Source organism: Pseudomonas sp. PDM15, from assembly GCF_014851565.1.
Classification (GTDB): domain Bacteria; phylum Pseudomonadota; class Gammaproteobacteria; order Pseudomonadales; family Pseudomonadaceae; genus Aquipseudomonas.
The window spans coordinates 18141-38557 of the sequence record NZ_JACVAA010000002.1; the positions used below are offsets into that span (position 1 = coordinate 18141).

General features: G+C 60.4%; 18 protein-coding genes and 4 pseudogenes. 6 read left to right on the top strand and 16 right to left on the bottom strand.

What is annotated here, in order from left to right; genetic code table 11:
- Window positions 1-13: 13 nt before the first annotated feature.
- A complete protein-coding gene (locus IB232_RS04100; RefSeq protein WP_192397294.1) occupies window positions 14-3103 on the bottom strand; it encodes an error-prone DNA polymerase in 3090 nt (1029 codons plus the stop codon).
- On the opposite strand from IB232_RS04100, the gene IB232_RS04105 reads away from it, so the two are divergent.
- Window positions 3092-3883, top strand: coding sequence for an SOS response-associated peptidase family protein (locus tag IB232_RS04105; RefSeq protein WP_225592147.1), 792 nt, complete (start codon window positions 3092-3094; stop codon window positions 3881-3883). The two genes, IB232_RS04100 and IB232_RS04105, sit on opposite strands and share 12 nt — an antisense overlap.
- A gap of 8 nt (window positions 3884-3891) precedes the next feature.
- Here IB232_RS04105 and IB232_RS04110 read toward each other — a convergent pair whose 3' ends face one another.
- Window positions 3892-4374: a hypothetical protein gene (locus tag IB232_RS04110; RefSeq protein ID WP_192397295.1), complete on the bottom strand. Its 483-nt coding sequence runs from the start codon at window positions 4372-4374 to the stop codon at window positions 3892-3894.
- Window positions 4375-4643: 269 nt separating this feature from the next.
- Between IB232_RS04110 and IB232_RS04115 the strand changes: the two are divergent.
- The 3 genes and pseudogenes from IB232_RS04115 to IB232_RS04125 form a co-directional block, all read left to right on the top strand.
- Window positions 4644-5198: pseudogene (locus IB232_RS04115) on the top strand (DNA primase small subunit domain-containing protein); the annotation flags it as partial.
- Window positions 5198-5422 (top strand): DUF2188 domain-containing protein, encoded by a 225-nt coding sequence (locus IB232_RS04120; RefSeq protein WP_192397296.1) that lies wholly within the window; start codon window positions 5198-5200, stop codon window positions 5420-5422. The pseudogene IB232_RS04115 and the gene IB232_RS04120, both read left to right, overlap by 1 nt.
- 75 nt (window positions 5423-5497) lie before the next feature.
- Window positions 5498-5701: a hypothetical protein gene (locus tag IB232_RS04125; RefSeq protein WP_192397297.1), complete on the top strand. Its 204-nt coding sequence runs from the start codon at window positions 5498-5500 to the stop codon at window positions 5699-5701.
- Window positions 5702-5755: 54 nt separating this feature from the next.
- Here IB232_RS04125 and IB232_RS23865 read toward each other — a convergent pair.
- Window positions 5756-5863: pseudogene (locus IB232_RS23865) on the bottom strand (hypothetical protein); the annotation flags it as partial.
- Window positions 5864-5879: 16 nt separating this feature from the next.
- A pseudogene (locus IB232_RS23460) lies at window positions 5880-6240 on the bottom strand (DNA lesion error-prone repair protein ImuA); the annotation flags it as partial.
- Window positions 6241-6321: 81 nt separating this feature from the next.
- Here IB232_RS23460 and IB232_RS04130 point away from each other — a divergent pair.
- Complete coding sequence (locus IB232_RS04130; RefSeq protein WP_192397298.1) at window positions 6322-6753, top strand: antitoxin Xre-like helix-turn-helix domain-containing protein; 432 nt, start codon at window positions 6322-6324, stop codon at window positions 6751-6753.
- 53 nt (window positions 6754-6806) lie between these two features.
- Here IB232_RS04130 and gmtX read toward each other — a convergent pair whose 3' ends face one another.
- From gmtX to IB232_RS04165, 7 genes and pseudogenes are all read right to left on the bottom strand, one after another.
- On the bottom strand, window positions 6807-7442 hold the full coding sequence (gmtX, locus tag IB232_RS04135; RefSeq protein WP_192397299.1) for a gamma-mobile-trio protein GmtX: 636 nt from the start codon (window positions 7440-7442) through the stop codon (window positions 6807-6809).
- Entirely contained in the window at window positions 7435-10776 is a 3342-nt protein-coding gene (locus IB232_RS04140) for a VPA1269 family protein (protein WP_192397300.1), read from the bottom strand. The genes gmtX and IB232_RS04140 overlap by 8 nt, the downstream gene beginning before the upstream one ends.
- 5 nt (window positions 10777-10781) lie before the next feature.
- The gene (locus IB232_RS04145; RefSeq protein WP_192397301.1) at window positions 10782-11138 is read right to left on the bottom strand and encodes a hypothetical protein; all 357 of its coding nucleotides are present in this window, start codon (window positions 11136-11138) and stop codon (window positions 10782-10784) included.
- Window positions 11138-12523, bottom strand: coding sequence for a gamma-mobile-trio recombinase GmtY (gene gmtY, locus IB232_RS04150; protein ID WP_192397302.1), 1386 nt, complete (start codon window positions 12521-12523; stop codon window positions 11138-11140). Before gmtY ends, IB232_RS04145 begins: the two co-directional genes overlap by 1 nt.
- Window positions 12524-12997: 474 nt before the next feature.
- Window positions 12998-13117 (bottom strand): annotated as a pseudogene (locus tag IB232_RS04155) (radical SAM protein); the annotation flags it as partial.
- A 138-nt stretch (window positions 13118-13255) separates the two neighbouring features.
- Window positions 13256-14224 carry a GTP 3',8-cyclase MoaA gene (locus tag IB232_RS04160; protein ID WP_192397303.1) on the bottom strand — a complete coding sequence of 323 codons (969 nt, stop codon included), beginning with the start codon at window positions 14222-14224 and terminating at the stop codon, window positions 13256-13258.
- Window positions 14225-14305: 81 nt separating this feature from the next.
- The gene (locus IB232_RS04165; RefSeq protein WP_192397304.1) at window positions 14306-14944 is read right to left on the bottom strand and encodes a TetR/AcrR family transcriptional regulator; all 639 of its coding nucleotides are present in this window, start codon (window positions 14942-14944) and stop codon (window positions 14306-14308) included.
- Window positions 14945-15020: 76 nt separating this feature from the next.
- On the opposite strand from IB232_RS04165, the gene IB232_RS04170 reads away from it, so the two are divergent.
- The gene (locus IB232_RS04170) at window positions 15021-16154 is read left to right on the top strand and encodes an aminotransferase class V-fold PLP-dependent enzyme (protein WP_192397305.1); all 1134 of its coding nucleotides are present in this window, start codon (window positions 15021-15023) and stop codon (window positions 16152-16154) included.
- 353 nt (window positions 16155-16507) lie between these two features.
- On the opposite strand, the gene IB232_RS04175 is transcribed toward IB232_RS04170, so the two are convergent.
- From IB232_RS04175 to mltG, 5 genes are all read right to left on the bottom strand, one after another.
- Window positions 16508-17290 (bottom strand): TatD family hydrolase, encoded by a 783-nt coding sequence (locus IB232_RS04175; protein ID WP_192397306.1) that lies wholly within the window; start codon window positions 17288-17290, stop codon window positions 16508-16510.
- 72 nt (window positions 17291-17362) lie between these two features.
- Window positions 17363-17719 carry a PilZ domain-containing protein gene (locus tag IB232_RS04180; protein ID WP_043310025.1) on the bottom strand — a complete coding sequence of 119 codons (357 nt, stop codon included), beginning with the start codon at window positions 17717-17719 and terminating at the stop codon, window positions 17363-17365.
- 36 nt (window positions 17720-17755) lie between these two features.
- The gene (locus IB232_RS04185; RefSeq protein WP_192397307.1) at window positions 17756-18742 is read right to left on the bottom strand and encodes a DNA polymerase III subunit delta'; all 987 of its coding nucleotides are present in this window, start codon (window positions 18740-18742) and stop codon (window positions 17756-17758) included.
- Window positions 18735-19367: a dTMP kinase gene (gene tmk / locus IB232_RS04190; protein ID WP_192397308.1), complete on the bottom strand. Its 633-nt coding sequence runs from the start codon at window positions 19365-19367 to the stop codon at window positions 18735-18737. The genes IB232_RS04185 and tmk overlap by 8 nt, the downstream gene beginning before the upstream one ends.
- Window positions 19368-19376: 9 nt before the next feature.
- Window positions 19377-20414: an endolytic transglycosylase MltG gene (mltG, locus tag IB232_RS04195; protein ID WP_192397309.1), complete on the bottom strand. Its 1038-nt coding sequence runs from the start codon at window positions 20412-20414 to the stop codon at window positions 19377-19379.
- Window positions 20415-20417 lie beyond the last annotated feature (3 nt).

Below are 20417 nucleotides of genomic sequence, written 5' to 3' on the forward strand. Positions count from 1 at the left end.
AAAGGCGGTTCGGCTAATGAAAGTTTCTGCTTCTCACATCCAGCCCATCAAGCAGATCACTCCGGTCTTTGAGGTGCCCCGCAATCAGATGCCTCACGCCGGATTGATCCTCTAGCTTGCCTTTCACCTGAAGCAACTTCGAACCCATTAGCGCCGGCCTGTAACGCTCGGCGAGGTCACGCCAGACCACGACGTTAACCATTCCGAACTCGTCTTCCAGGGTGACAAACGTAACGCCCGATGCAGTTGACGGGCGCTGTCTGCCGGTGACGATGCCGATCACGGTTACGTGTTTTCCGTCCTCTACATTGCCCAGGTCACGGGAGCTCTTCGCTCGCATCGCACGCAGGGTTTCACGAAGCAAAGAAAGGGGGTGTGGGCCAAGCGTGGTTCCCGTTCGTGCGTAGTCGGCGTGCATGTCCTCGACCACAGTTGGGGTCGGAATCGCCACAGCTTGCTCGTCGACGCCACCACCGAATAGCGGCAGCGGTCGCTGTACAGCAGCGATTTCCCAGCGTGCTTGATGACGGTTGCTGGCGAGCTTCTTTAGCGCATTGGCATCGGCCAGCAGCTCGCGGGCCTTTGTGTCCAGGCCTGCTCTCAAACAGAAATCGCTCACGTCTTGGAATGGCTTCCTCGCCCGTTCAACCTCAATTCGCCGCCCTACTTCCTCGGGCAGACCACGGATCATTCGGAGTCCCAGACGGATTGCTGGCAGCTGCCGGCCAGCCTCCTCCAGGGTGCAATCCCAATCGCTCACAGCGACGTCGACTGGACGAACCTCAATGCCATGCCGGCGCGCATCCTGGAGCACCTGGTCGGGCGAGTAGAAACCCATCGGCCAGCTGTTGATGAGTGCGCACGCATACGCTGAGGGCTCGTGGCACTTAAGCCAGCAACTGGCGTAGGTGAGCAGCGCGAAACTGGCAGCATGCGACTCGGGAAACCCATAGCTGCCGAAGCCCTTGATCTGCTCGAAGATGCGCTCGGCAAACTCCGCTGTGTAACCACGCTCAAGCATCCCTTCACGCAGGCGTTGCTGATGGGGCTCCAGACCACCATGACGCTTCCAGGCTGCCATCGAGCGGCGGAGCTGATCAGCCTCCCCTGGCGTGTAACCGGCTGCGACGATGGCCAGCCGCATAACCTGCTCCTGGAACAGGGGCACACCCAAGGTGCGTGCGAAGACCTCACGCAGCTCCTCACTGGGATAAGTCACTTCCTCCTCGCCATTGCGTCGGCGCAGGTAGGGATGAACCATCTGCCCCACGATGGGCCCTGGCCGCACGATGGCCACCTCGATGACCAGGTCGTAGAAGGTCTTTGGCTTCAAACGGGGCAGCATCGCCATCTGTGCCCGCGACTCAATCTGGAACACGCCCAGGGTGTCCGCCCGGCTGATCATCTCGTAGGTCTCTGAATCCTCTGCTGGGATAGTCGCGAGGGTGAGATCACACCTCTCGTACGAGCGCAGCAGATCCAGGCATCGACGTATCGCACTCAGCATGCCTAGGGCCAGCACATCGACTTTCATGAGCCCAAGGGCATCGATGTCGTCCTTGTCCCACTGAATGATCGTCCTGTCCTTCATGGCGGCGTTCTCGACCGGCACCAGAGTCAACAGCGGATGCTCAGATATCACGAACCCACCAGGGTGTTGGGACAGGTGACGCGGGAAGCCAACCAGCTCGCCAGTGAGCACAAGGATTCGCTTCAGCTCAGGGCTTTCCGGATCGAAGCCAGCCTCCAACAGCCGTTCCGGAGGAGGAAGGCGATCACTCCATCTGCCGCAGCAACTCGAGAGCGCAGTCAGTTGGTCTGGTGGCAGGCCGAGCGCTTTGCCGACATCGCGGATGGCGCCAGCAAAGTGGTATGTGCTGGCGACTGCGGTCAGGGCTGCGCGCTCACGACCGTACCGCTCGAAGATGTACTGGATCACCTCCTCGCGACGCTCATGCTCGAAGTCCACATCGATGTCAGGCGGCTCATTGCGCTCCTTCGAGATGAAGCGCTCGAACAGCATGCTCATTCGGGTGGGATCGAGCTCGGTGATACCCAGGGCGAAGCAGACGGCGGAATTGGCAGCAGAGCCTCGTCCCTGGCAGAGGATTTCTTTGCTGCGAGCAAAGCGGACGATGTCATGGACGGTGAGGAAGTAGCTCTCGTACTTGAGCTCTTCGATCAAGCTCAGCTCCGCCTCGACTTGAGTCCGGGCTTTCTCCGACATGCCTTCAGGCCAGCGCCATCGGGCGCCCTCGTATGTCAGCTCCCGGAGCCAGGCCGCTGCTGTTTTCCCCTCTGGCACGACTTCGTGTGGGTACTCGTAACGCAGCTCGCTCAGGTCGAATTTACAGCGCTCAGCGATCCGGATGGTCTCTTCCAGGAGCTGCGCCGGATAGAGGTTGGCCAGGGAGGCGATTGACCTGAGATGGCGCTCGCCATTGGGGTATAGGTACTGGCCAGCTTCGGCGACAGTGCAGTGATTACGGATCGCAGTGAGGGTGTCCTGCAGCGCTCGGCGCCCTCTTGCATGCATATGCACATCGCCCGCCGCTACGAGCGGAATATCCAGGCGCTTGCCCAGGTCGGAAAGGTCAGCAAGCTTCCCAGCGTCATCGGGGCCGCGATGCAGCTCGACCGCGATCCAACAGCGGTCAGGGAACAGCGATGCGACCCAACGGCCGTGTTCCTCGTCCCCGCTGGAGCCGGGCACCCAGAGCGCGAGGATGCCTTCCGTGGTGCCTGAAAAATCCGACTGCCGCAGTTCGTATGTGCCCTTGGTCGAGCGCCTCCGTCCCTGGGTTATGAGGGCGCAGATCCGCTGGTAACCAGAAAGGCTGGAAGCCAAAAGAACCAGCTGGATTCCCTCGACTAGCCTGACCTCAGTACCTGTGATCAGCGGAACGCCGCTAGCTTTGGATGCCTGCCAGGCTCGAACGATTCCGGCCAACGAGCACTCATCTGTAATAGCGAGAGCCCGATAGCCGAGACGGCAAGCCTTGAGGAAAAGCTCTTCAGCACTTGAGGCGCCTCGCTGGAAGCTGAAATTGCTGAGGCAGTGCAGCTCCGCATACTCAAACGGTGACTGTCCTTGGTCTTTCATGATCGACAACAAATACTGTATGGATATACAGTTTTGGTCGTCATCCCTGCTATGGTCAATGAGGAGCCGACAAGAGGAAACGCGATGTGCGGACGACTTGCTCAGATCCGAGCGGAGCAGAAGTACCTTGCCTCGCTGGCACTTCAAGGACAGCTACTGCTACCGCCCTCAATGGAGCCGATCAATCGGTACAACGTATCTCCCCACTCGCGGGTGGGCCTGCTCCGCAGCTTGGCTCAAGGATATCTGTGGACCCCTGAGCTATGGCGCTGGCTGCCGGCGTGGGCAGAAAAGCCGGTCCGCAACGACTTCAACGCAACGCGCGAAAAAGTTGCCAGCAGCTGCTACTACCGAGATGTCTGGCCTCACCGAGCACTGCTCTGCGTAGATGGGTGGTACGAGTGGTGCCCGGTCGAGGGTGAGAAGACGAAGCAGCCGTACTACATCCGCCGTCAGGACAGCGAGCCGCTTTTCCTGCCTGCGATTGGCCAGTTTTCAGAGCCTGGTCAGGAGCCCAAGCCGGATGACGGATTCCGGATAATTACCGCTGACTCAGAGGGCGGAATGCTCGATGTTCATGACCGGCGTCCCGTGGTGTTTGATGCGGTAAGCGCGAGAACGTGGATCTCAGACATCAGTCTCGACGAAGCTGGCCGCATGCTTCACGACCATGCCCTGCCGGTGGACGCGTTTCAATGGTATGCAGTGGGTAAAGCGGTGGGTAACTACCGGAACGAGGGGCCCGGCCTCATCGAGCCTCTGGCGCCCCCTTCCCACTGAGGCCAGGTCTACAGTGGGTCGCCGACCAAAACCGCTCGGCCTCTGTCGCCCTCGCAACCAGACGCTGGAGACCAGCTGAGAGCAGCGGACCTATCGGGGAGGTGGATGACCAGGTGGCGCTCCAAACACTCGCCCATCGCGCGCTCTGCGACAGCCTCAAGCTTGCCCGCCTCCCATGTACTCACCTTGTAGTTAAACACCTGCGCCTCGAGGTCTTCCCCATCGGTGTGATGCAGGATAGAGGCGAACGCCTCATTGCAGGTGCCAGAGGTGCGATTGCAGCGGATCTCGACTGCGTTCGTTCCTGGAGTCTGATAGCCCTCGACGGTCTTCCAGCCGCCCCAGACAACGAGCTCGCCCCGGTCTTCTTTGAAGATCAGTGGCGGGATTGTGGTGATTTCGAGCGGGGCTGGTTTTACAAACCAAAGCACGATGTAAGTCGCACAGAGAGCCGAGGCGAGTGCAGTGAGTAGCAGCTTGACGTAGTGCATAGAAAGTCCCTTCTGATCGGTAGCCGTCCTGGCCGATCTCAACACTAGAACATCTTCGAGAAATGAGCGAATCGAAGGCAGCCTCCGGCCAGAGGCGGTCGTTTGGGTGAACATTCGAATCGGTGTCAACACTGATGCCCCATCGGCACTCATTCGCGCGCCCAAGATCGACAGCAGTTGCACGACAAGATCAGCGAACAGGCAATGGCAGGCTACCGAAGAAGCCCAGGGTGATCACGCGGAAAGCCGAACGGGAAAGACACTGCCGTTTGTCTCGCCCCCGATTTGTACTAGACCTCGACCCTGACCCGGCGCTGCCCTGGAAGCGCATGGTGGAAGCGACCCAACTAACACTCACCGTGCTCGATGAGCTTGGCTTGACCTCCTACCTGAAGACGAGTGGCGGCAAAGGCATCCACATCGTCGTGCCGCTTACGCCAAAGGCCAGCTGGGACGATGTGAAAGAGTTCAGCCAGGCCATCGTCAAGCATATGGCGAAGCTCCTGCCGGATCGCTTCTCTGCCGTGTCCGGCCCCAAGAATCGGATTGGTCGGATCTTCATCGACTATCTGCGCAACAGCCAGGGCGCCACAACCATATGCGCCTACTCGGCTCGAACACGAGAAGGGTTACCCGTATCGGTTCCGATCTTTCGGGAAGAAGTGGTTGAGCTCAAAGGCGCGAACACCTGGAACATCCACAACCTGCACGAGCGGCTTACCGAGCTGGGTAGCGATGATCCATGGAACGGCTACCAGAAAACCAAGCAGACGATCACCAAAGAGATGCGTGAGCGCATCGGCCTAATCAAGAGGACTCGATGATGAACAGTTATCACCTGGTGCCCAAAGACAACGAATGGGTTTTGCACGAGGAAGGCAGCACGAAGCCCATCAAGCAGGCGCGTACCAAAGACGAAATGCTTCTGCTCATTCCCATGCATTTCGCCGGCAAGAAGGCCTCGGTGAAGATCCACCGGGCCGACGGTTCCATCGAGGAAGAGCGCACTTATCCGCGCCAGGCTGATCCCCGCGACAGCGAAGGTTGAACTCGCTGCCGACGCACTAGCGGCGCTGCCGAATGCTCTGCGACGCGGCGCATCCTTAGCCTCAGGAGAAAAATCATGAGCAACACAAATCACGATAAAACGCCGGTACCCGAAAGCTCGCAGCAGTCTCAGCGTGGATCCAATGGGGGTTCCGGGAAGCTTGAAACACCGAACCCTGCCACCGAGGCCATCGATAAATTGATTACTCCGACATCGACCAAGCAGAAGGAAAAAGAAGCAGCTGAGATCCGGTCAAAAACAGGCGAAGGTAAGTTCTAAGACCAACTCACTGGCCTGGTTGAGAGCGAACGCTTAGCTCCGCAGTAGCACGCCTGCCGTGCTCTCCCTGCGCAGACGCGCCTCGAAGACTGGCCACGGGCCGAACAGACCAAAGCTCGAGTGGACTTCCAGCAACGGGCAACTTGGATAGCACAGGCTGACAACGCCAGGTAGACGGGATTGGCCGCGCCGATGGCAGGCCACCATGGTATTTGAGGATCCGCAGCTGGGCTGGCTTAGCATCGATTTGCCAGCCAACGAGCAGCAGGTGAGGCGTTCATGGGCTCCTCCTGCCGGCGGTAGGCAAACGCCAGTTTCTGACCTGTCTCTGCGGCCACCTGCAGGCGGCGCAATGCTCGATCATCAGCCTTCTGAGGCCAAGGCAGAACGGCCACACAGCTGCCTGAGCGCAGACACTGCTCGGTCGCCCATAAGGCATCACGACCTTCTGCCTGGACGATGCTGAGATGACGCAGCTCGATACCGGCGCCGATCCATGCTTGGGGATATGGCAGGCGTGGAGGACTGGTCAGCATGAGCCACAGCAAGGGTTAGGTTGCTTGATCAACAGATTGACTTAGGCCGACACTGTCCTTAAGGACGTCATTCGAGACTTGATCATGGCAGCAGATGTGCCATTCCACAATGTTACGAGAGAGCAAGGCGTTATCGGGCTGCGCGCAGCGCTGAATGTCCTAGACAAGTGGAAAGGCTCGTCAGAGCAGGCTTGTCACATCCTGAGTATTTCGCAAAGGACTTACGCGAGCGCGAAGCGACAGGGACCAGAGTGGTCTGTTCCTCTAAACCCCGAGCAGTTGCAGCGAATCAGCCTGGTGCTGAACATTCACGCAGTGCTACGTGCTGTCTTCGCCAACCCTGAAAACGTTTACGGCTTCCCCGCGATGGCCAATCACAACGAGTTCTTCAACGGGAACTCGCCACTTGAGGTCATGGCTAAAGGTGACTTGCGATCTCTGCATGAGACGTTCGAAAAGATCGATGCGCTCCGATTTCTTCACGGTGATGCTTCAAGTCCTGTATCTCCGATCTAGCAACTGTTGTGGCTTCATGATTCCGGACGCCCCGATAACCTAGACGTCCGTAATCACTCCACCTGCACTGCTAGAATTTTCTCAATCGCATCTCGGAAGCCAGGCCTGTGAATCGCCCTTCCTTTCACATCCATTAATTCGCCCCTGCTGCCAATCGACAGCCCCACTAGACCAAGCGACGCCGGATCAATCGCAGCTTTCAATGCTGCCAACTCAGCAGCATTGAAGAGCGCCCGAGTGGTAAGGGCTGACAACGCTGCGCTTCCCAGGATGATCGGTGCGCCACTGTGCTTAGCCTTACGCGACTCCTTGGCCTTAAGCGCCCGCAATTCTTTAGCGAGCAGTCTCACACTCATGCGCAGCACTGGGTCTTGGATGTGATCGATCCAATCATTTGGATCAGCCTTTGTCTTACTGGCCTTGGGCAGCGACGTGAGTCTCCAAGACTGGATCAGCTCCCGGTAATGCGCGCCAGTCGAATTGACTATGGCCTTTTCGCCGGGAACCGGCAGCCCACGGTCTTTGCCAAGGGTGATGATGGTCTTGTAAGAGAAGTCCGAGGAATGCCGCTCATGCAGCAGCCGGCACGCTTCGTTGATGGCTTCCAGGCTGCGCTTTCGACGGCTATCGCTAGCCTCGCTCATCAGCCGCGCGTAGGTGTCCTGCGGCGAAACAAATTGGTCAATCACTGATATAAGCCTCGTGGGCCAACTGGCGCACGCGAGTGGGATTGGAGAGAATCTGTTCGATCTCGGTCGAAATGCGCTTCAGCTTCGGCTCGTGAGTGTCAATGTCGAGCAGCATCAGGTCGCCCGAGAACAGGTCGTCGATCTTTTCCCAGGAACCCAAACGCTGAAGGAGAATTCGGTTCATCTCGTTGGCAACGACCAGCTTCTGTTCGTCGTCGAGCTTGAACATGACCGGTGCCAAGCCGTTGTTCTCGGCCATACGGTCGATGGCCTGGGCGATCAGAGGTACGGCACGCGATGGGTTAGCCGAACAATAGATGGTCGCGTTCTGGCAGATTTCGGCCAGCAAATGGTAGTTCGTCTTGGAATCTTCAAAGGCGACACCAACCTCGGCAAGATCGCTACCAGCGATCAGTCTGACGCCATTCTCACCTTCGCCGCTCTGCTCTCCTTCATTGATGAGTTTCAGGCAGCCCTGAACGTAGTGATTGGCGGCTACATAGTCAGCCAGCAGGCCATCGAGCTTCCCGGCGCTCTGCTCTTGGGTTGCTCTCGACCGCTTAAGCTCTGCCTGCTCCTGTTGGGTGTCTAGCTGACTCGCCTGGCACAGGTCGTAAAATGCCTGTTCCAAAAGTTCAACCTCTTCTGTGTACTTTTGAAAACGTGCACTTTCCGCGTGAATCTCTAATGCGATTTCGTTGGCCAGTGCCACCAGCCCACCGAGGAACGGAACCCCGGTAACGAAAAAGCGGCAGCGCGGACAGTTCCTCTTACCGAGGTAGCCTGCCTCGACAGGTGCATAGAGACTTTCACTCTTTCTCTCAGCGATAGACTCGCCGCCGATATGGCATGCGGCGCCTGCCATTGGGCAGATGCCGCAATCGAACACCATGCAGGCCGAGTTGGGCACGTCAGATTCGAGCAGCGAGCGATTACCGTTTGTTGCAATCAGTTGATTGAGAAGCGGCTTTAATCCCTGCGTCCTTACCGTTTCGGCATGGCGCTGCGTGGCGATCTGAGCGGTGCGCTTTTCAGTCTCACCCATTGTGCGGCGCATCTGATCGTGGTTCAGCTTGATGTAGTAGATCGTCATAACCAACGAGGCATGGCCGACGAGCTTAGAGATCAGGTGAATGGGCGCGTCGCCGTCTGCGATGAACGCCGTAATCAGGCTGACGCGCAGGCTGTGCGGTGTGTAGGGACTGAGATAGCGCTGATTGTTTGCTTTGAAGTTGGGGCTTTTGCTGGCAAGGTTTTCGCCGGAGCGCTGAATCGCGTAGAGCAATGCTGGCAAGGTGTGGGTGAAAGCAGTTGTGGTGAACGCCGGCTGACCCGAGGCGTCCGTGCGGAACAGAAAGCATTGGGTGCCACGCGCCTGCAAAATCTTCTCATTGGTTTCGGCGCGAAGTTTGATGTCAGACCAGCGCGTCGGCTCTTTCAGCGGGTTGTACTTGGCTTGCCAGTCGCGCAGAAGAATAAACCAATAGAGCAGATCATCAGGAATCCACAGAACTTCGTAGCCGCCTTCCTTGCGTCCGGTCTTGTTGGTAGTCACATAGAGCTTCGGGGCGTCGTTCTCGCCACGCTGCACAGCAGCTTGCGGGCGACGTTTCTTGCTCCCTTTTCCAGCAAGAGAGGTGGTGTTCTTCTCCCAGCGAACACCGCCATGCTCAGCATCAAGAACGGCAATCTCGTCATCCGCCTCGCCGCTGTCTAGCCAGAGAATCTGTTGGCCGCGCAGCGGAAAACGCAGCAGCGTGTAGAGCGCCACGAAGCGAACAGGCGACCAAACCTGAAAGCCGACTACCACTTTGCGCTTGTCATTCATCTGGCGGTCAACCTTGACCTCGCGCCAGATGCAGTTCGGATCGTCGCGATCGATCAACGACTCGTCCACATAAATCCAGTCGGCGCGGGTCGTAAAGAAGTCTTTTAGGTGCAACAAATCCGTCAGGCTGGGCCGTGTCTGCAATACCTGTTCGCCGTTCGGCACGAGGAAATTGCGCGCCCGGAGGATGTATTCATAACCGAGCGGCGGCTTGGTGGACTGGTTGGGCCGGTAGGCCTGCAAGCTATCAGCAAAGCCGGCCAGCACAGTCTGAAAGGGGTTCCGGTACTCCGCAAGAACAATGCGCTCGTGCGCGTCGGCATCGGTGCAGTACTCATCCAAAAGCCAGCCGAAAAAGGCCGTGATAGCACTGTGGAAAGGCCTTTTCAGGGAATCGGCCTGGGCCTCAATGAACAGCTGATAGGCCTCAGTAGGGAATGGATTCGCCCGCAGCAGCAGGTGCCTGGGGTTGTCGGGCAACCTCTGAACCTGATTGAAACCGCCAAGAAAAGCCTTGATCGCGGATTTCTTTCCGGCGATGTTCGTTTGAGTCTTTAGCCACCGCTCAACATTTGCCCACATAAGCGGGTAATCCGCTAGCGCAGCGCTAGGGTTTTCATTGGCGAGGAAGTCGTACCAGTCGATCCAGCCGGTGTCGGCATAGACGTTACCGGGGCAGGCCGGCAGCTTCGGGTCTTCGCGGTAGCGCTTGTTGTAGTCAGGCTCGCTCTTAATGCCCAACGCCTGAGCGGCGGCCTGGGCCTCAACGTAGGTCGAGTAGAGGTCGGGCCGTTCATTGCCGAGGAAGTCGTACCAGTCGATCCAGCCGGCGTCGGCATAGAACTGAGATGGGCTGGACGGTAACCTCGGGTCTTCCTGGTAGAGCTTGTAGTAGTCAGGCTGGTTCTTAATACCCAGCGCCTGGGCTGCCGCCTGGGCCTCATCGTAGGTTGGGTAGAGGTCGGGCCGTTTATTGCCGAGGAAGTCGTACCAGTCGATCCAGCCGGCGTCGGCATAGAACAGATTGGGGTTGGACGGCAGCCTCGGGTCTTCGCGGTAGCGCTTGCAGTAGTCAGGCTGGTTCTTAATACCCAGCGCATGGGCAGCCGCCTGGGCCTCATCGTAGGTCGTGTAGAGGTCGGGCCGTTCATTGCCGAGGAAGTTGTACCAGTCGATCCAGCCTGCGTCGGCATAGAACTTATTGGGGCAGGCCGGCAGCCTCGGGTCTTCGCAGAAGCGCTTTAGGTAGTCAGAATTGTTTTTAATTCCCAACGCCTGAGCGGCGGCCTGGGCCTCAGCGTAGGTCGGGTAGAGGTCGGGCCGTTCATTGCCAAGGAATTCGTACCAGTCGATCCAGCCCGCGTCGGCATAAGCTGTCTGGGGGTTGGCCGGCAGCCTCGGGTCTTCGCGGTAGCGCTTTTTGTAGTCAGGATTGTTCTTAATGCCCAACGCCTGAGCGGCGGCTTGAGCCTCGGGATAGGTGTATAAATTCTTCTTGGTTGGCATTAGTTTCAGTCCTTGATCACTAAGCAGTCGGCCTCTGCCTGCCGCAACCGCATTCGGCACCCCAAATCGTGGAGATCTTGCCGCATCTGCTTCGCCGTAGGCTGCGTACAGATCAGACTCGATATGCCCAGCGCCTGGACTGCTACCTGGGCCGCGTAGGTCGGGTAGAGGTCGGGCCGCACATTGGCGAGGAGGTTGTACCCGTCGATCCAGCCGGCGTCGGCATGGGCCTGATTGGGGCTGGGCGGTAGCCAAGCGACTTCTCGGATGTGCTTTTTGAGTTCAGAACTAATCTTGATGCCCAGCGCCTGAGCGGCCGCTTGGGCCTCGCTGTAGGTATGAAAATTCTTCTTGGCGGGCATTAGTTTCCGTCCTTGATCGCTAAGCAGTCGGCCTCTGCATGCCGCAACCGCATTCGGCACTCCAAATCCTGGAGTTCTTCACGCATCTGTTTCGCCGTAGGCTGCGTATAAATCAGACTTGATTCGAGCGAAACGTGGTGCATGGCGTTCCTGATCGTGAGTTGCGAAGCTCCATGACGTGCCAACCGCTGACCAAACGCATGTCGGTGGCCATGAGGGGTAGTACCCGCCATCTTGTAATAATCCAAACCTATCCGCTCAGTGGCTAACTTGTGGGCCTTGCGAAACATGCGGTGCGAATAGGGCTGGCCATCCCTGTTGGTGAAGGCATAGGGATGAGCTTCGCCAGCCTTCGGCTTCACCCGCTGCTTCAGGTGGTAGTCACGCCACAGGCCGGCAAATACCTGACCAAAATCACCGGGATAGAAGAACACCTCAAAGCAGAGTCGATGCGGGTCAGTAATCAGTCCGTTCTTCCAGCCGAGAAACAGCGGATCTGTCGCCTTCACCAGCCGATTGCGGGGTTGCAGCCCGTACTGGTTTTGCAGGTAATCAGCACGGTTGGTTTTGCCGCCAGGTGCCAGCCCGTACTCAGGGTGATGAATACGGACGATGATCTCCCCGTCCTCTACGCTTACGTCATCGCTCCATAGAGACAACGCTTCGGACAGCCTCACTCCACCGTATTCCATCAGGCAGGAGATCAGGACATTGCGAAGGTCTACCGGCCCTCGTGAATCTCGCGTCCGCCTGCGGAAACCCTCGGATACCAACAGTTCAAAATATTCCTCTGGAAATGCCTTAGCGGGCGTTTGCCGCTCAACCGGCAGCGTTCTTGAGCGCGCTACTCTGGACTGGCTCGTTTGCGGTTTGGAGCGCCAAAGGTGTGACAGGAATGCGTTGTCCCTACGATGAGAATACGCAGCCCAGTTCAGTCGTTCTTCATGCCGAGTGGCTTGTCGCCAGGGATTGAGCTGAAGCTTGGCGTCCTCATTGACGAGCGCCAGCCAATCAGTGAACTGCGTAATGTGGCCGATCAGCTTATCAGCGTCATTCGGCTGCCTGGGCTGCCACCACAGACCAGAAGGATCGCCGATGTTCGAGACAGTACCCGTGAACAATGCATCGGAGAATTCAGTGAACAGCGTGCGCGGATCGTCATAACAACCATGGTTGGCCTCCATGAACTCCAACAGCAGCCGCACTGCAAAAACCGAGGACTCCTGCCAAGAACGGCTCTTTCGGTGATTCAAATACGTGTATCGAGCAAACTGATCCAGAACCCCATGCTCAGTCACGACGATTGGCAGGACATGCTGTATGCCAGTCGCACCGACCACAAAAGATCTGAACTCCCGGTGGGACGACTCAAGGATTGTGGGCATGGGTCACCGGCCCATACTTTTCACGAGAGGCCCCGCCTGCCTGGAGGGCACTCCAAACATCTCTTGGCCGGGGTAGCGTGGGCAGCGGACGCTGCAAATGAGATTGAGGGGGTCGAAGGACTTGTCCATGCGAGGTCTCTAGCTTGTTGATCACCAGAGCCATCGTCTTGAAAAGCACATCGGGAAGCACCTCAACCCGATGTATTTACTCAATGCCCAGCAAAACTACCTGTGACGACCACTCCCATATGTGTGACTAAGCCAAACCCTGCACGCCAAATCGACACTCAGCGGTTCAGGTAGGCAACGCCAACGAATGCGTGCTCGAGCAGTTCAGGAAATCAGGGACGTTTCCGGGGTAACTACGACAAGGCAAGTGAGGGGCAAGGAGCCACGCGAGCCAAGAAACTGATCCGAAGTCGAAGAGAAATGAAGTGAATCCTCAAGATCTGGGACTGAATCCTAGGGTAACTAATCACAGAACGTACAGTTGTTCCACGAGCAGCCGTTGGTCACCGGCAGGATCAGGGAATGGGCTTCGCTCGGCGGACGGAACACCGGCTCGATATAGGCGATGGGGAATTCGGCAGACATGGCTTAAGACTTTCGGTTGATGATCTTGCGAGCTAGAGCCAGGCTAGGCGAAAGCAGGCGAGGCAGCGGAGTTTACAGGCGGTAAATGAGCATGCCGAGTCTGCTTTCAACAACGCATGGCCGACGCGCAGCAGATCATCAGCCGCCGATGATTTTCATGACGGTGACACCGCCGGCAAAGGCGATGTCCTGCTTGTCGGCAAGTGCTCGCACCAACAGTCGCTGCAGCGCCGGCAGGGCCTGGTGACGGGGCTTGTCGAGCAGGTCGCCGACATAGTGGCGGTTGCTCGACGACAGGCAGCCGTGCAGCCAGCCGGTGGAGGACAGGCGCAGGCGCGAGCAGGTTCGGCAGAACGGTACGCTCTCGTTGGCGATCACGCCGAAGAAGCCGTGACCGGGAATCTCGTAACGCAGCGCGGTGGCATCCAGCGGCGCCGGCGCCTGGGCGAATTCGTAGCGCTCGGCAATCGCCGCCAGCAGGTCGGGCATGCCGTAGAACTGCTGCTGGAAGCTCGCCCCTTCGCGGGCCAGGTGGCCCATGCGCATCAGCTCGATGAAACGCAGCTCGAAGCCACGTTCCAGGCAGTAGTCGAGCATCGGCAGCACCTGCTCGTGGTTCTGCCCGCGCAGCGGCACCATGTTGACCTTGATCTTCAGCCCGGCCGCGCGCGCCTCTTCCAGGCCCTGCAGCACGGTCGGGAGGTCGCCACCACGGGCGATGCGCTTGAAGTCGTCGGGGTCGAGGGTGTCCAGCGACACGTTGATCCGCTTGAGGCCGCACTCCAGCAGCAGCGGCAGCTTGCGCGACAATAGCTGGCCATTGGTGGTCAGGCTGATGTCCTGCAGGCCGAGCTGGCTGGTTTCACGGAGGAAGTGTTCGAGCTTGGGACTGACCAGCGGCTCGCCACCGGTGATGCGCAGGCGCTCGATACCGGCCGCCTCGATCAGGTAGGCCACGCCACGCACCATGGCCTCGGCGGGCAGCTCGTCCTGGGCCGCCACCAGGCGCTTTCCGTCCGGCACGCAGTAGGTGCAGGCGTAGTTGCACGCGGCGGTCAGGCTGATGCGCAGGTTGCGGAAGCGCCGACCCTGGTGGTCAACGATCATGGAGAACTCCGGCAGTGTTCAATCCGGAGTATATGCCCGCCGCCGACTGCGCAGAACGCATCATTGGCGGGCTGAATGGCATCAGGCAGCCGGCGCTTCGCCGTCGCGCTTGCGCTTGTTGCCCATGCGCACGCCGATGTCCATGAGGAACTGGAAGAAGCCATCCTGATCCTCCAGCACGCTGCTCCAGAACGGCGAGTGGTACAGCGCCACGGCGCCGTGAACCAGTGCCCAGGCGGCGCAGTAGTGGAAGTAAGGCGGTACGTCTTCCAGCTTGCCCTCTTCGATGCGGCCCTTGATCAGCAGCGTCAGGCGTTCGAAGTTGGAGGTACGGATCTGGTGCAGCTGCTCGACCATCTCCGGCACCTGGTTGCCCTTGACCACCTTCTCTTCCAGGCGGTCGAACAGGCGGTAGCGCTGCGGATCACGCATGCGGAACTCGAAGTAGGCGCGGGACAGGGCTTCCTTGTCGCGGGCCACGTCTTCGGAGTGGAACAGGGCGTTGAGGTCGCGCTCGTAGTCCAGCATCAGGCGCAGGTAGACCTCGGCCTTGGACTTGAAGTGCTTGTAGATGGTGCCTTTGCCGATTCCGACCGCATCGGCGATCATCTCGACAGTTACGCTGTCTTCACCCTGTTCAAGGAAGAGCTTGAGCGCGGTATCGAGAATTTCCTGTTCACGACGACGGAATTCACGGACTTTGCGAGGTTCTTTGTTCATAAAGTGACTACAGGATGAAAAATCGAGGCGCGTCATTATGCCTGTTCAGCGCGAAAATGCACGGATCATCGGCCCAATGCTCAATTTAAACGACGAATTTCCTCTAGCTCCCGGCTTGCGCTATCTCAACCACGCCGCCGTGGCCCCCTGGCCGAAGCGCGCCAGCGATGCCGTGCGGCGCTTCGCCGAGGAGAACATCAGCTTCGGCGCGCGCAACTATCCCGACTGGCTGAAGGTGGAAAAGCGCCTGCGCGAACGCCTGATGCGCCTGCTCAACGCCTCCAGCACGGCGGATATCGCGCTGGTGAAGAACACTTCGGAGGCCCTGTCCTTCGTCGCCTTCGGCCTGGACTGGCGCGCCGGCGACCAGGTGGTGATCAGTGACGAGGAGTTCCCCTCCAACCGCATCGTCTGGGAGGCCTTGAAGCCTCGCGGCGTTGAGGTGGTGCAGGTCAACCTGGGCGGCAGCGACCCGGAAGGGACGCTACTGGCCGCCTGCGGACCGCGCACGCGATTGATGTCGATCAGTTCGGTGCAGTTCGCCAGCGGCCTGCGCCTGGACCTGCCACGCCTCGGCGCCGGATGCCGCGACAAGGGCGTGCTGCTGTGCGTCGACGCCATCCAACAGCTCGGCGCCCAACCGCTGGACGTGCAGGCCTGCGACTGCGCCTTCGCCATGGCCGACGGGCACAAGTGGATGCTAGGTCCTGAAGGACTGGGCGTCTTCTACTGCCGCAGCGACTTGCGCGAGCAACTGGCCCTGCACGAATACGGCTGGCACATGCTGGAACATGCCGGCGATTACGACCGTACGGAATGGCAGCCAGCGCGCAGCGCCCGGCGCTTCGAGTGCGGCAGCCCGAACATGCTCGGCGCCATGGCGCTGGAGGCCAGCCTGTCGCTGCTGGAAGAAGTCGGTATGGATCAGGTGGCGGCAAGCATCGAGGAGCGCGTGCTGCAGCTGCAGGAGGGCCTGCAGCGAATCGCTGGCATTCAGCTGCACAGCCCGCTGAACCCGGCCCGCCGCGCCGGCATCCTGACCTTCAGCTGGGATGGCTGGGACAACCAGGCGCTGTTCGCCAAACTCCGGGAACAGCAGGTGATCTGTGCGCAACGGGGCAAGGGCATCCGTTTATCCCCGCACTTCTACACCGATCCGGAGTTGATCGAACAAAGCCTGACGGTGCTGAGCCAGCTGCGACAAGGCTGAGTGCTCAGCAGCCGCGGCGGTATTCCAAATACGTTTAAGAAACCGTCGCGACCAATCTGGACGATGGGGAATCCTGGCTAATACTGGAACTACTGGTGTGCGACATCTCCCCCCAAGTGTCCCGCCAGTCGAGGTACCGTGGATCGCGTACCTTTGTTTTACTCCTAATGGTCTTGACCCGGATTCATCCCCCAGAACCCGGGTTTTTTTTGTCTGCAATTTTTCACGATCTCGCGAGCTAGAGCCCGGCTAGGCGGCAGAGGGCCGAGGGCCGAGGGCGCGGAGTTTACATTCAGTAAATGAGCACCCGAGCCGTTTGCCAACAACGCCAGGCCGACGCGCAGCAGATCGTGTCAGGCCACGCGCGCCAGGGGGAACAGGCGCTTGAAGTTGGCGGTAGTCTGCTCGGCCAGGGCCTCGAACGACTCGCCACGCACCATGGCCAGGAACTCCGCCACTTCGCGCACGTACTGCGGCAGATTGGGCTTGCCGCGATGGGGAATCGGCGCCAGGTAGGGCGAGTCGGTCTCCACCAGCAGGCGATCAGCAGGCACCTTGCGCGCCACTTCGCGCAGGGCATCGGCATTGCGGAAGGTGACGATGCCGGACAGCGAGATATAGAAGCCGATATCCAAGGCCGCCTTGGCCATCTCCCAGTCTTCCGTGAAGCAGTGCAATACGCCGGCCTGGGGTAATGCCGCCTCGCGCAGCAATGCCAGGGTGTCGGCACGCGCCTCGCGGGTATGCACGATCACCGGCTTGCCGGTGATCGTCGCCGCCTCGAGATGCAGGTTGAAGGACTGCCGCTGCAATTCGGCCGCTTCGGGTTCGTAGTGGTAGTCCAGCCCCGTCTCGCCGATGGCCACCACATTGGGATGGTTCAGCTCGCCCAGTAGCCAGTCCAGCGCCGGTGCCTCGCCCTTCTCCAGGTCCAACGGGTGCACGCCCACCGAGCAGTCGACATCGGCGTAACGCTCGGCCAGGGCCTTGACCGCCCCGGCATTGGCGGCGCTGACGCCGATGCACAGGAAGTGCTGCACGCCGCGGGCACGGGCTGCGTCCAGCGCCGCATCGAGGGAACCATCGTGGGCCGCCAGGTCGAGGCGGTCGAGGTGGCAGTGGGAATCAACCAGCATGGGATTTCTCTGTCTCTGAAATGACGAAGCGCCCATTCCGGGCGCCTCTGCCTTGAAGCTCGATCACTCGACTTACATGGTGTGGGTCGGGCGATCCGACTTAAGGGCACCGGCCAGGTAAGTCTCGATCTTGTTGCGGGCGGTGTTGTCGCCATCGTTGAACTGCACGCCGACGCCGGCGGCGCGGTTGCCCTGGGCGCCCTTCGGGGTGATCCACACCACCTTGCCGGCTACCGGAATCTTCTCCGGCTCGTCCATCAGGTTGAGCAGCATGAACACCTCGTCGCCCAGCTTGTAGCTCTTGGCGGTCGGGATGAACAGCCCGCCGTTGCGAATGAAGGGCATGTAGGCGGCGTACAGCACGGACTTGTCCTTGATGGTCAGGGACAGGATCCCGTTACGCGGTCCTAGGTTCGGTGGCAAGCTCATGCACTATTCCTGGCAACTTTATCCAATTTTTCGATTCTAGCCCGGCCCGGGCAGGCTTGCCCACTGCACCAACAGGGCTTCGAGAAGCAGAGCACCGTTCAGGTTGGCCTTGCCAAGTACCTTCTGGCGCTGCTGCAGCAGCCAATCCTGCATGGCCAGCAGCTTGTGCTGGGGAGTCTTGTCCGCCAGGTACTGCACGACCTTGCGCATGTCGGCCAGACCCAGGCCCTCCTCGTCGCGGCTCAACTGGTAGCGCAGCATCAACTGCGCCCAGTCGCAGAACCAGTCGAACAGCATGGTCATCGGCAGGCTCTTCCAGGCCTCGGCCAGTTGGGTGGGGCTGGCCTGCTGCTTGAGCAATTTCTTCACGCCTTCTACCACCAGAGCCCGCTGCTCCAGCACGCCCTGCCCTTGCAGGCGGCGCGCCATCAGAGGCGAGCCGCCGGCCAGGGTCAGCAATTCGCGGCGCTGCTCGTCGCTGCAGTCCGGCAGGGCCTGGGCCAGCCAGGTCAGGCTTTCGGCCTGGCTCGGCAGCGGGCAGGCCTGCTGCACGCAGCGGCTCTTCACGGTCGGCAGCAGGCGGCTGGGCTGATGGCTGACCAGCAACAGCACGGTGTTGCCCGAGGGTTCCTCGAGGCTCTTGAGCAGGGCGTTGGCGGAGTTGAGATTCATCGCCTCCACCGGCTCCAGCAGCACCACCTTGCGCCCGCCGAGCTGTGCGGTCTGCACCACGAAGCTGACCAGCTCGCGCACCTGGTCGACCTTGATCGCCTTGTCCGCCTCTTCCGGCTCCAGCACGAACACGTCCGGATGGGTTCCGGCGGCCAGCAGGTGGCAGGCCTTGCACTGGCCGCAGGCATCGGCACCATTCGGTCGCTGGCACAGCAGGCGCGCCATCAGGCGCTCGGCCAGGTCACGCTTGCCGATGCCGGCGGGGCCATGCAGCAGGTAGGCGTGAGCATGCTGCGGGCGGTTCGCCAGCTGCTGCCAGAGCTGCGCCTGCCAGGGGTAGGCTTCAGCCACGGCAGCGCTCCAGGATTTCCGGCAGCAACTTGTCGATGGAGCTTTGCACCGCCTCCAGCGACTGCGCGGCATCCAGCACGCGGTAACGCGCTGGCGCAGCATTGGCGCGCTGCAGGTAGGTCTGCCGCACGGCCTCGAAGAAGTCCAGGCCCTCCTGCTCGAAACGATCCAGCCGGCCACGGGCGGCGGCACGGGACAGGCCGATCTCCACCGGTAGGTCGAACACCAGCGTCAGGTGCGGGCGCAGCTCGCCCTGGACGAAACGCTCCAACTCGGCGATGCGCCCATCGCCCAGGCCGCGACCGCCGCCCTGGTAGGCATAGGTGGCATCGGTGAAGCGATCGCAGAGCACCACGGCGCCGCGCGCCAGTGCCGGACAGATGACCCGTGCCAGGTGCTGGGCGCGGGCAGCGAACACCAGCAGCAGCTCGGTATCGCTGTCCATCTTCTCGTCGCTGGGATCCAGCAGCAGTTCGCGGATGCGCTCGGCCAGCGGTGTGCCGCCGGGCTCGCGGCTCAGGACCACCTCGATGCCATGCTCGCGCAGACGCTCGGCGAGGTACTCGCGGTTGGTGCTCTTGCCGGCCCCTTCCGGGCCTTCCAGGGTGATGAACAGACCGCTCACGGGGTTTCCTTATCTGGGCGCGGGGCTGGAGCGGTAATCGTTGCGGCGCTTGAGCTGGTACTCGCGCACGGCACGATTGTGCTGCTCCAGGGTTTCCGAGAATACATGGCTGCCGTCGCCACGGGCGACGAAGTACAGGCTCTTGCCCGGCACCGGGTTGAGCGCGGCATGGATCGCCTCGCGGCCAGCCAGGGCGATAGGCGTCGGCGGCATGCCGTCGATCATGTAGGTGTTGTAGGGGGTCGGCTGCAGCAGGTGGGCGCGGGTCAGGTTGCCGTTGTACAGCTCGCCCAGGCCGAAGATCACGGTCGGGTCGGTCTGCAAGCGCATGCCGCTGCGCAGGCGGCGGACGAACACTCCGGCGATCTGCCCGCGCTCCTCGGCCACTCCGGTTTCCTTCTCCACCATCGAGGCCATCACCAGCGCGTCATAGGGCTTGCGATACGGCAGGCCCTGGGCACGCTTGCTCCACTCCTCGTCCAGCACCTGGTCCAGGCGGGCACGGGCCTGCTTGAGCAGATCGAGGTCACTCATTCCACGCACGTAGCGATAGGTGTCGGGGAAGAAGCGCCCCTCGGGGCTCACGCCGGGCAGGCCCAGCCGCTCCATCAGCGCCCTGTCGTCGAGCCCGGCCAGGCTCTGCTGCAGCGCCTCCTGGCGCGTGAGCGCGGCGCGCACCTGGCGGAAGCTCCAGCCCTCGACCAGGGTCAGGCTGTACTGCACCACCTCACCCCGACGCCACAGGCCGAGCAGATCGCGCACGCTCTGCTGCGGGCTCAGGCGATATTCACCGCTGTGCAGCGCCTGATTCGGCAGGTTGAAGCGCCAGTACAGGCGCAACCAGAAGGCGCCGTCCAGCACGCCCTCGCCTTCCAGGCGATTGAGCAAACCTCCGGGAGTATCGCCGGGCACCACTTCGATCAGGCGCTCGCTCTCCAGCTTGAGCGGCTGGTTCAGCGCACTGTGCAGGCGCCAGCCGGCCAGAGCCAAGGCCAGCACGAGCAACGCCAGGCCGGTGACCAGCAACAGCATCAACTTGCGAATCACGAA

What these genes read in the sequence shown, in the direction of transcription:
- IB232_RS04100 (WP_192397294.1), bottom strand. Translation starts at nt 3,103, where the DNA reads ATGAAAGACCAAGGACAGTCACCGTTTGAGTATGCGGAGCTGCACTGC.
- IB232_RS04110 (WP_192397295.1), bottom strand. Translation starts at nt 4,374, where the DNA reads ATGCACTACGTCAAGCTGCTACTCACTGCACTCGCCTCGGCTCTCTGT.
- IB232_RS04120 (WP_192397296.1), top strand. Translation starts at nt 5,198, where the DNA reads ATGAACAGTTATCACCTGGTGCCCAAAGACAACGAATGGGTTTTGCAC.
- IB232_RS04125 (WP_192397297.1), top strand. Translation starts at nt 5,498, where the DNA reads ATGAGCAACACAAATCACGATAAAACGCCGGTACCCGAAAGCTCGCAG.
- IB232_RS04130 (WP_192397298.1), top strand. Translation starts at nt 6,322, where the DNA reads ATGGCAGCAGATGTGCCATTCCACAATGTTACGAGAGAGCAAGGCGTT.
- IB232_RS04140 (WP_192397300.1), bottom strand. Translation starts at nt 10,776, where the DNA reads ATGCCAACCAAGAAGAATTTATACACCTATCCCGAGGCTCAAGCCGCC.
- IB232_RS04145 (WP_192397301.1), bottom strand. Translation starts at nt 11,138, where the DNA reads ATGCCCGCCAAGAAGAATTTTCATACCTACAGCGAGGCCCAAGCGGCC.
- gmtY (WP_192397302.1), bottom strand. Translation starts at nt 12,523, where the DNA reads ATGCCCACAATCCTTGAGTCGTCCCACCGGGAGTTCAGATCTTTTGTG.
- IB232_RS04160 (WP_192397303.1), bottom strand. Translation starts at nt 14,224, where the DNA reads ATGATCGTTGACCACCAGGGTCGGCGCTTCCGCAACCTGCGCATCAGC.
- IB232_RS04165 (WP_192397304.1), bottom strand. Translation starts at nt 14,944, where the DNA reads ATGAACAAAGAACCTCGCAAAGTCCGTGAATTCCGTCGTCGTGAACAG.
- IB232_RS04170 (WP_192397305.1), top strand. Translation starts at nt 15,021, where the DNA reads ATGCTCAATTTAAACGACGAATTTCCTCTAGCTCCCGGCTTGCGCTAT.
- IB232_RS04175 (WP_192397306.1), bottom strand. Translation starts at nt 17,290, where the DNA reads ATGCTGGTTGATTCCCACTGCCACCTCGACCGCCTCGACCTGGCGGCC.
- IB232_RS04180 (WP_043310025.1), bottom strand. Translation starts at nt 17,719, where the DNA reads ATGAGCTTGCCACCGAACCTAGGACCGCGTAACGGGATCCTGTCCCTG.